Raw genomic sequence first — 4,565 nt, forward strand, 5'->3', positions numbered from 1 at the left:
GTGGTGGAAGTGCGCCGGCGCTTTTGGCATTTCCCGCAGGCTGATGGCGATGGCGATGGCGATGCCTGCGTGCCGCCGGTGCTGGTGTATGCCGATTTGTTGGCCACTGGTGATGCGCGTTGTATTGAAACTGCCAAGCGGCTGTATGAAACACATGTTGTTCGACCTGTCCGCCAAGCCTGAGCTGCAGCCGCTGGCTGATGTGGTGCGCCCCTTGCAGCGGGAGGCTGCCAAACTGGGCGCGCCGCTTTTCTTGATGGGGGCAGCCGCGCGTGATGTGATGCTGCTGCACGCATATGGCATCAACACCCTGCGCCTGACCGAAGACATGGATTTTGGCGTGATGGTGCGCGACTGGGCCACTTTTGAGGCCTTGCGCCAGGCGCTGCTCGCGGGCGGGGCGTTTGAGGCGAGATTTAAGGATGCAACGCACAAGCTCTGGCACCGCTCTGGCCGACCGCTGGATATCGTGCCGTTTGGTGGCGTGGAGCGGCCCAACCGCACGCTGGCCTGGCCGCCAAGCGAGCAAACCGTGTTCGATTGCTTTGGCATGCAGGAAGCGATGCGCTCCGGCCATGAAGTGCGCTTGCCCGGTGGGGGCAGCCTTCTGGTAGCCAGCTTGCCTGCGCTGGCGTTGCTGAAGGTCACCGCCTGGCAGGACCGCAAGTTCACCCACCCCGGGCGTGATGCAGGCGATTTGATGCTCTACCTGCGCCACTATCTGGACTGCGACAGATACGACCATGCTGCCCGGTATTACCCGGATCTTTTTGAGGCGCCAGATTATGTGCATGAGGTGGCCAGTGCTCGGCTCCTCGGGCGAGATCTGCGGCAGTTGCTCGATGAGGCTGCTGCGGAGCGCGTACTACAAATTTTGCAGCCTGAGGCAGACGAGGAGGGCCAGCGCCTGCTGGCCCAGCAATCGCGGCTGGACACCGGCCTGGCAGTGGCAATGATTGCAGGCTTGTGCGAAGGCCTGCGCCACTTGAGAAGACCCAAACCATGAACTCAGCCACCATCGTCCAGAAACTCTGGAACTACTGCAACGTGCTGCGCGACGACGGCATGAGCTATGGCGACCATGTCGAGCAGCTCACTTATTTGCTCTTCCTCAAGATGGCCGACGAGCGCAGCCAGCCGCCCTTCAACGTCGGTGGTAGCCAGCCCAGCCCGATTGCCAAGGGCTACGACTGGCCTTCGCTGCTGGCAAAAGACGGTGACGAGCTGTTTGACCACTACCGCCACACGCTGGAAAAGCTGGGGGCTGAAAAGGGCACGATCGGCCTGATCTTTGGCAAGGCGCAAAACAAGTTTCAGGACCCGGCCAAGCTGCGCCGCCTGGTGGTGGACCTGATTGATGCCGAGAACTGGTCGGCCACCCGACGTGATTGCCCAGGAGATCGTCGACGATCTGGAAGCGGCGCTGGAGCAGTTCCGGCTGATTGCGGGTGACCTGGGGAGCGACCTTGCGGCGGAGGTTGGTGCTTAGCTTGCTATAACTTTAGTAGCTTGCTGCCCACGTTCTGTATGGGTTAGAGCCACTTTTTGCGCTCAACGCCAGTCCAGTAGGCGCCGTGGTGTGTCGCACAGCAGCAGCCGGCGCGCGGCTGGTGGTGCTGCAGTTGTAACTGCGGTAAGGGTGTAACAAACAAAAACGCCACTGAACTGTGGAAAACGCCGCGCCTCTAGCGCTTATGAAGCAATCCATGAAAGGCGTGGCGAAACGCCTTACCTTTTCGCTGCTTGTCGCGTCTGCCCTTGGTGGGTGCGCGGTCTATGGGCCTGCCAACCCTGGACCCTATGCGTACGGAACGGATGCCAATGGCCAACCCGTTTATGTGGCGCCTCCCGTTTATGCTGCCCCGTACCCCTACCCTTACTACTATGACCCTTGGTACATAGGGCCGCCGGTATCCTTCAACTTCGGCTTCCACTCATTCAGCGGCCATCGCCATCATGCTGGGGGCTTTGGGGGTGGGCATGGCGGCTTCCGGGGAAGTCCCGGCGGTGCTTTCAGGCGCGGTCACCGGTAATTTTCTGATTCCCCGTGGCTGAAAATGTGGGCGCCATGGCGGGCCTGCTCGGGCGGTAGGCCGCGTCGGGCGCGTAGGCAAAGCGCGCCGATCAAGAATGTGGCAGTGGGTGTCGATGCGGGCTTCGTCGCCCGGTCCTTCGCTTGCTTCCGCTGATAATGCTATTAATTAAATAGCATTGAATTGCCGTAAATAGAGGGCTGCAGGTGGATTTGATTAAAAATCTGGTTGAAAATGAGGGGCCGGCGGTACCGGGGAGCGCCTGAGCGCTTTAGCCGCTGTAGCATCAGCACTCAAGCTCATTCAATGGATGCGCCCGTTTGCCCTCAACCCTGCACACCGCCATGAAAAACCTTCTCAATCTTTCTTCCGCCCTGCCTGTGGATGCGCCCGACGCGCTGTTGATTGGACGGGTGTGGGTGGAAGGCAGCGGGCCGGCGCTGGTACTGGTCACTGCCAGCGACGTTTTCGACCTGTCGAGCGTCGCCGCTACCGCCAGCCAGTTGCTGGAGCTGTCCGGCGTGGCCCAGGTGGTGCGCGCGGCCGTCCCCACGCTGCCGCGCCTGGCCGATACCGCCGCCGTGCTGGCCAATTCAGCGGCCGATGCGCGCCGGCCCTCGCTGCCCTGGCTGCTCGCGCCTTGCGATCTGCAGGCGATCAAGGCGGCGGGCGTGACGTTTGTGGCCTCGATGCTGGAGCGGGTGATTGAAGAGCAGGCGCGCGGCGATGCCAGCAAGGCCGAGGCGGTGCGCCATGCGGTGGTAAGCGTGATTGGCGACAACCTCGGCAGCATCAAGCCCGGCTCGCCCGAGGCGGCCAGGCTCAAGGAGGTGCTGATTGCCCAGGGCGTCTGGTCGCAGTATTTGGAGGTCGGCATTGGCCCCGACGCCGAAATTTTTACCAAGAGCCAGCCGCTCAGCGCGGTCGGCACCGGTGCCGAGGTCGGCATCCACCCGCACAGCCACTGGAACAACCCCGAGCCTGAAATCGTGCTGGCCGTCAATTCGCGCGGCGAGGTGCAGGGCGCGGCGCTCGGCAACGACGTTAACCTGCGCGACTTTGAAGGCCGCAGCGCGCTGCTGCTGGGCAAGGCCAAGGACAACAACGCCTCCTGCGCGATTGGCCCCTTCATCCGCTTGTTCGACGAGCATTTCGGCATCGACCATGTGCGCCGCAGCGACCTGACGATGACGGTGACCGGCCCGGAAGGGTTTGAAATGAAGGGCGGCAGCTCTTTAAGCAAAATCAGCCGCGACCCGCTGGACCTGGTGGCCCAGGCGATTGGCCGCAACCACCAGTACCCCGACGGTTTCATGCTGTTTCTGGGCACCATGTTCGCCCCCACGCAAGACCGGCACGGCCCCGGCCAGGGCTTTACGCATGTGGTCGGTGACGTGGTGTCCGTGGCCACGCCGCAGCTGGGCAGCCTGGTCAATCGCGTGACCACGTCCGACCAGGCCGCGCCGTGGACCTTCGGCATGGCGGCGCTGATGCAAAGCCTGGCGCGTCGCCGCCTGATCTGAAGACGGGATACACCCCACCATGCATACCTCCGCGCTCGTTCTTTTTTCTGGTGGCCAGGACTCCACCACCTGTCTGGCCCAGGCCCTTTCCAAATACCAGCGGGTTGAAACCGTGGCCTTTGACTACGGCCAGCGCCATGTCGTGGAACTGCAGGCGCGCCTGAATGTGCTGCGCGAACTCAAAACGCAGTTTCCGCACTGGGCGCCCAGGCTGGGCGAAGACCATCTGCTGGACCTTGCCGTGCTGGGCCAGGTCAGTGACACCTCACTCACGCGCGATGTCGCCTTCAAGATGGAAAGCTCGGGCCTGCCCAACACCTTTGTGCCGGGGCGCAACCTGCTGTTTTTAACGCTGGCAGCGGCGCTGGCCTACCGGCGCGACCTGCAGGTGCTGGTGACCGGTGTCTGTGAAACCGATTTTTCGGGCTACCCCGACTGCCGCGACGACACCATGAAGGCGATGCAGCTGGCGCTGTCGCTGGGCATGGACAAACGCTTTTTGATCGAAACCCCGCTGATGTGGATTGACAAGGCCGACACCTGGCGGCTGGCCGCTTCACTCGGCGGCCAGGCGCTGGTGGAGCTGATTGTTGAGCACACCCACACCTGCTACCTGGGCGACCGCACGCAGCGCCACGCCTGGGGCTATGGCTGCGGGGCCTGCCCTGCTTGCGAGCTGCGGGCGCGCGGTTACCAGCGTTTTGCATCGCAGGGTGCGTTGTAAAAAGCGCAGGGCTTGCTCTTCACGCCAGCAGGGGCCGCGGAACCGGCTTTGCCGGGCCGCAGGCGCAGCGGCCCCCTCGGGGGGCAGCGCAGTACGCGAAGCGACAAGCGTGGGGGTATTTAAATCCGCACTGGTCCTTCGACCACACTGCGGGTCACCACCGGCGGCTCGTCGCCAAGGTGAAAGGCGAGTTTGCGCTCGCGCAAGGCCACGTCGCTGGCGGTGACGCGGTCAAAACGGCGCAGGTGCTCGGTCCAGGACTCGTCCACGATCTGCTCGATGTAG

6 protein-coding genes are annotated in these 4,565 nt (G+C 63.0%); 5 read left to right on the forward strand and 1 reads right to left on the reverse strand.

Going from position 1 to position 4,565, the window contains the following annotated elements; all coding sequences use genetic code 11:
• Positions 1-9 precede the first annotated feature (9 nt).
• From RMO23_RS19710 to queC, 5 genes are all read left to right on the forward strand, one after another.
• Positions 10-183: a type IV toxin-antitoxin system AbiEi family antitoxin gene (locus tag RMO23_RS19710; protein ID WP_405041606.1), complete on the forward strand. Its 174-nt coding sequence runs from the start codon at positions 10-12 to the stop codon at positions 181-183.
• 160 nt (positions 184-343) lie between these two features.
• Complete coding sequence (locus tag RMO23_RS13935; RefSeq protein ID WP_405041607.1) at positions 344-1,006, forward strand: hypothetical protein; 663 nt, start codon at positions 344-346, stop codon at positions 1,004-1,006.
• On the forward strand, positions 1,003-1,452 hold the full coding sequence (locus RMO23_RS13940) for a type I restriction-modification system subunit M N-terminal domain-containing protein (RefSeq protein ID WP_309682657.1): 450 nt from the start codon (positions 1,003-1,005) through the stop codon (positions 1,450-1,452). Before RMO23_RS13935 ends, RMO23_RS13940 begins: the two co-directional genes overlap by 4 nt.
• A 925-nt stretch (positions 1,453-2,377) precedes the next feature.
• Positions 2,378-3,556 (forward strand): fumarylacetoacetate hydrolase family protein, encoded by a 1,179-nt coding sequence (locus tag RMO23_RS13945; protein WP_309682659.1) that lies wholly within the window; start codon positions 2,378-2,380, stop codon positions 3,554-3,556.
• Between the two features lie 19 nt (positions 3,557-3,575).
• A complete protein-coding gene (queC, locus tag RMO23_RS13950; protein ID WP_309682661.1) occupies positions 3,576-4,280 on the forward strand; it encodes a 7-cyano-7-deazaguanine synthase QueC in 705 nt (234 codons plus the stop codon).
• 119 nt (positions 4,281-4,399) lie between these two features.
• Here the strand turns inward: queC and RMO23_RS13955 are convergent.
• The coding region (locus RMO23_RS13955) for an MFS transporter (RefSeq protein ID WP_309682664.1) at positions 4,400-4,565 on the reverse strand (166 nt) is incomplete at its 5' end.

It is taken from the genome of Polaromonas sp., assembly GCF_031411155.1.
Taxonomy (GTDB): domain Bacteria; phylum Pseudomonadota; class Gammaproteobacteria; order Burkholderiales; family Burkholderiaceae_C; genus Polaromonas.

What these genes read in the sequence shown, in the direction of transcription:
- RMO23_RS13935 (WP_405041607.1), top strand. Translation starts at nt 344, where the DNA reads ATGGTGCGCGACTGGGCCACTTTTGAGGCCTTGCGCCAGGCGCTGCTC.
- RMO23_RS13945 (WP_309682659.1), top strand. Translation starts at nt 2,378, where the DNA reads ATGAAAAACCTTCTCAATCTTTCTTCCGCCCTGCCTGTGGATGCGCCC.
- RMO23_RS13940 (WP_309682657.1), top strand. Translation starts at nt 1,003, where the DNA reads ATGAACTCAGCCACCATCGTCCAGAAACTCTGGAACTACTGCAACGTG.
- queC (WP_309682661.1), top strand. Translation starts at nt 3,576, where the DNA reads ATGCATACCTCCGCGCTCGTTCTTTTTTCTGGTGGCCAGGACTCCACC.